The sequence below is a fragment of the uncultured Maritalea sp. genome, assembly GCF_937139385.1.
Classification (GTDB): domain Bacteria; phylum Pseudomonadota; class Alphaproteobacteria; order Rhizobiales; family Devosiaceae; genus Maritalea; species Maritalea porphyrae_A.
Genome location: NZ_CAKZPW010000100.1, coordinates 1 through 3,348 on the forward strand (window position 1 = coordinate 1; position 3,348 = coordinate 3,348).

The 3,348-nt window shown below is 51.0% G+C and carries 2 protein-coding genes; one reads left to right on the forward strand and one right to left on the reverse strand.

The window, feature by feature from the left end; all coding sequences use genetic code 11:
* The first annotated feature begins 129 nt into the window (after positions 1 to 129).
* Positions 130 to 1,089 (forward strand): MBL fold metallo-hydrolase, encoded by a 960-nt coding sequence (locus tag Q0231_RS04050; protein WP_299345415.1) that lies wholly within the window; start codon positions 130 to 132, stop codon positions 1,087 to 1,089.
* A 1,001-nt stretch (positions 1,090 to 2,090) separates the two neighbouring features.
* Here Q0231_RS04050 and Q0231_RS04055 read toward each other — a convergent pair.
* On the reverse strand, positions 2,091 to 3,348 hold a 1,258-nt coding region (locus Q0231_RS04055), incomplete at its 5' end, for a type ISP restriction/modification enzyme (RefSeq protein ID WP_367274467.1).

The window sequence follows — 3,348 nt, forward strand, 5'->3', positions numbered from 1 at the left end:
CCTAAAGCTGAATTTATGTTCGCAACCATTGAGGGCGCGATGGTTTTGGCGCGGGCGCAAAAAAGCACTTTGCCGATTGAGAGGGCTGCAACCCAACTCAATTCCCTATTCGCGTAAAAGGAGTATCACATGCGCATTCTAAAAATTACCGGCTCAGTTTTGGCGGTCCTACTGATCAGCTTATTGGCGTTTTTCACCTATCAGTTTTGGCCACGCACGGTGGAAACATTGGCAGATATAAACGCAAAAGTGCCCGCACCCACAACCTCAACCGGGGTTAGAATTTCTGCCTTTTCCACTGGCTATAATAAAAGTCCAGAAGCGGTGATCTACAGCGGTGGCAATATTTTTGAGCCCCATAAGAGCGTTTATTCGGGTTTCATCATCGAGCATCCAAAAGCAACGATTTTGCTTGAAGGTGGCGTGGGTGAAAATATTGGGGCAGAACATGCAGCCAACTTCAATGCGTTTGAGCGCCAATTGTTTGCCTATACCAAAACGCAAACCGCAAGAGAGCGGATGATTGGGGCAAATTATGATCCAAGCAAAATCGACAGGGTTTTGTTGACCCATTTGCATTGGGACCATGGGGCGGTTATTCCAGCTTTTGATGGCGTACCGATTATGACCACCAATGCAGAATTGGCCTTTGCGCGCGCTGAAGCCCCCACCAATTTTTCGATTTTTGAAGAGCATTTAAACCGCGAAAACACCAATTGGCAGCCATTTGATCTTAGCGATGCGCCCTATGGCCCATTCAAGCAAAGCTTTGACATGTTTTTGGATGGAAGCATTGTGGCGGTGCCCCTTGGCGGCCACACCAATGGCAGCATCGGTGTTTTCGTCACCACCGATCAGGGCCAGCGCTATTTCTTTATCGGCGATGCCAGCTGGTCGCTGGATGCGGTTAAAAATGCCAACCCCAAAATTCCGCTGGTGCAGGGCTTAGTAGACCACGATAAAGCACAAACTGAATTGACTTTGGCGCTGTTGCACGAGGTCTATAAGGACAATCCAGAAATTCAATTTGTGCCCACCCACGATGGCCCCATTGTGGACCTATTGGCGCAATTCCCTAAGTTTGAATAAATGGCTGGTCCCGGGGTCAAATCCGGGACGGCCCCACTTTCGTTTACGTCCCCTGGCAAATTTTGCGCCGTTCCCCGGACTTGATCCGGGGGGCATTTTTAGACCCACGCAAAGTGCCGCCATGCTCAATTGAGCACCACGGTTGAACTTTTCTTGCAGCATGCGAGGTCTTTATCGTCTCGTTTTGCGCTAGAAATAGAATGAAGAGACCATAAGGACCTCGCATGTGGTGATGTGCGTTGCTTGAGGCAAACTACCCCGGGGTGCTTACCCTTCTATCCCCTTTGCCTGCGCTCCACCCATATTGCTTTGGGCCCTTGCCCAATGGATGATTTTGGGGTTCACGCCCCAAAAAGGCGGTTAAACAATACCCGCCAAGCGGCCTACAGGTGCCATTGGTGTCTGACTGGACAGATGCTTCAAAAACGCGTGTGCCGCAACCGTCGCCACGACCCACCACCATCTTCCGACAGGATCACCCCAGTAAAAACCACTTAAGGACCACCCGGCCACCCCCTGCTCGTCAGCAAGCTGCGTGGCTAAACGAAAGACGGTGGCAGTATGGCATGGTGTTTTGGGGCGGGGATAAATACTTTTCGCGTAGATCACAATGAACCTCGAAAGCGGCATCCAAGCGAAGAAAGGGCACAAGGGAAGACTGTTGCAGCACGCAAACCGTGCACCCCACCCTTAATCCCTCCCCATCAAGGGGAGGGAAACTTGGCCCCGGATCAAGTCCGGGGCGGTGCGAGGGGGAACGGTCAGGGTGACAAATTGCACCGTCCCGCACAACCAAGTGGCGTTCGCGCCACGCGGGCAGATGCGGGACCAATGGAACTTAGGGCAACCGATGTGTTTTGCCGTAAACGGCGCGCACGCCGGAGATATCGCGCCGCAACCAACAATGCCCAAAAGTGAAATCTGTACGTACCAGATGCAACCCACCTCCGTCATCCTCGGGTCAAGCCCGAGGATGACGAGAGGTGCGAAGACGGGGTTCTCTATTTCAAATCCATCTTTATTGTTTTCATAGTCCGGTCCGTTTCGGATAGGATTTTTAGAATACGCTGGTAGTGGCGCACGTCATCAAGATTTAGCGCGCGACCTTTGCGGTCTTTGAGCCATTTTTGAGCTGGTTGATAACCACCAATGTAAAAGCTCCATGAGATTTCGGGGGCCGCATCAAAATACTGGTCCTTGTTGATCCAAACTTTGCCCTCGGCAAAGGTAGGTTTGTCGACCACATTATCACCCTCGCCCAAATAGGGGTAAGGCGTGTCGCCAATGGCAGCGGGCTCCATCAAGTGCAGTTTGCGCAGCGCTTCGCCTTTGGCAGAGACTTCCCAAAATTCATCTGGCGTCGAAGGCCACGGAATGCGCGGAAAGTCGATCTTTAGGAACTCCGCATATGTGTCGCGATAGGCAGGGCAATGCAGCACACCATAGATGTAATCAAATGTCTGCACTTCGTCAGGGACGCCATGTGTTGGATGCTTGGCGAGTTTTTGAAGTTTTTTCCAGAGTTTAGTGTCGAAGTTGACGCGGCGGGATTGATCGAGGTCTTGTTCATCTGGGTGGAGGTAGAGGGGACAGCAAATATTCACTTCTTTCATACTTAGCGAATGATGTGTGATCAGTTTGTCAAAAACCAAGCAGTCAGCAAAACTTCGTGCGCCCTCAATGGTTCTAGTGAATCCGAAGGCAATACTCTGACCATCCCGCATATGACGCATAACCTCGTTACGAGGGTAACACATAAAACCACGAGACTTACCTGTGTAGTATGTCCAACGAGTATCAAATGGTCGGTAGGATATCCGCACTAGTCTCTCGGGCGAAAGCGTGCGGTTAAGATCGTCCTGCGCCCAAGCGACTTTCCAGTCTCGGACATCTTTACCTAACTTGTATTTTTCCCTCGCTGTTTCCACTGCCATTGCAGAGAAATCGTTTATCCGTTTCCAAAGACGCTCTTTGTCGTCGTCAATGGCAAGGCCGTCACGTGCAGTCACGATGCCAACAGAGTTGACAGGTAGGAAGCTATTAACAGCAAAGCCTTTTTCGTAGGCTGCTTGAGTCGCAAAGTCTCGCCGCACTAGTGGATGTTGTGGCGCAGGACTCTCAAGCTTTTGAAAAACCTGAGATGCCAATTCCGCGTTCCCGAGTGTCTCATATTTCATCGCTCGGGCACCCCATAAATCTCCATGCATAACCTCGGCTAGACCATTGCCACCATCCTTCTTCTTGACCACAATGATAATT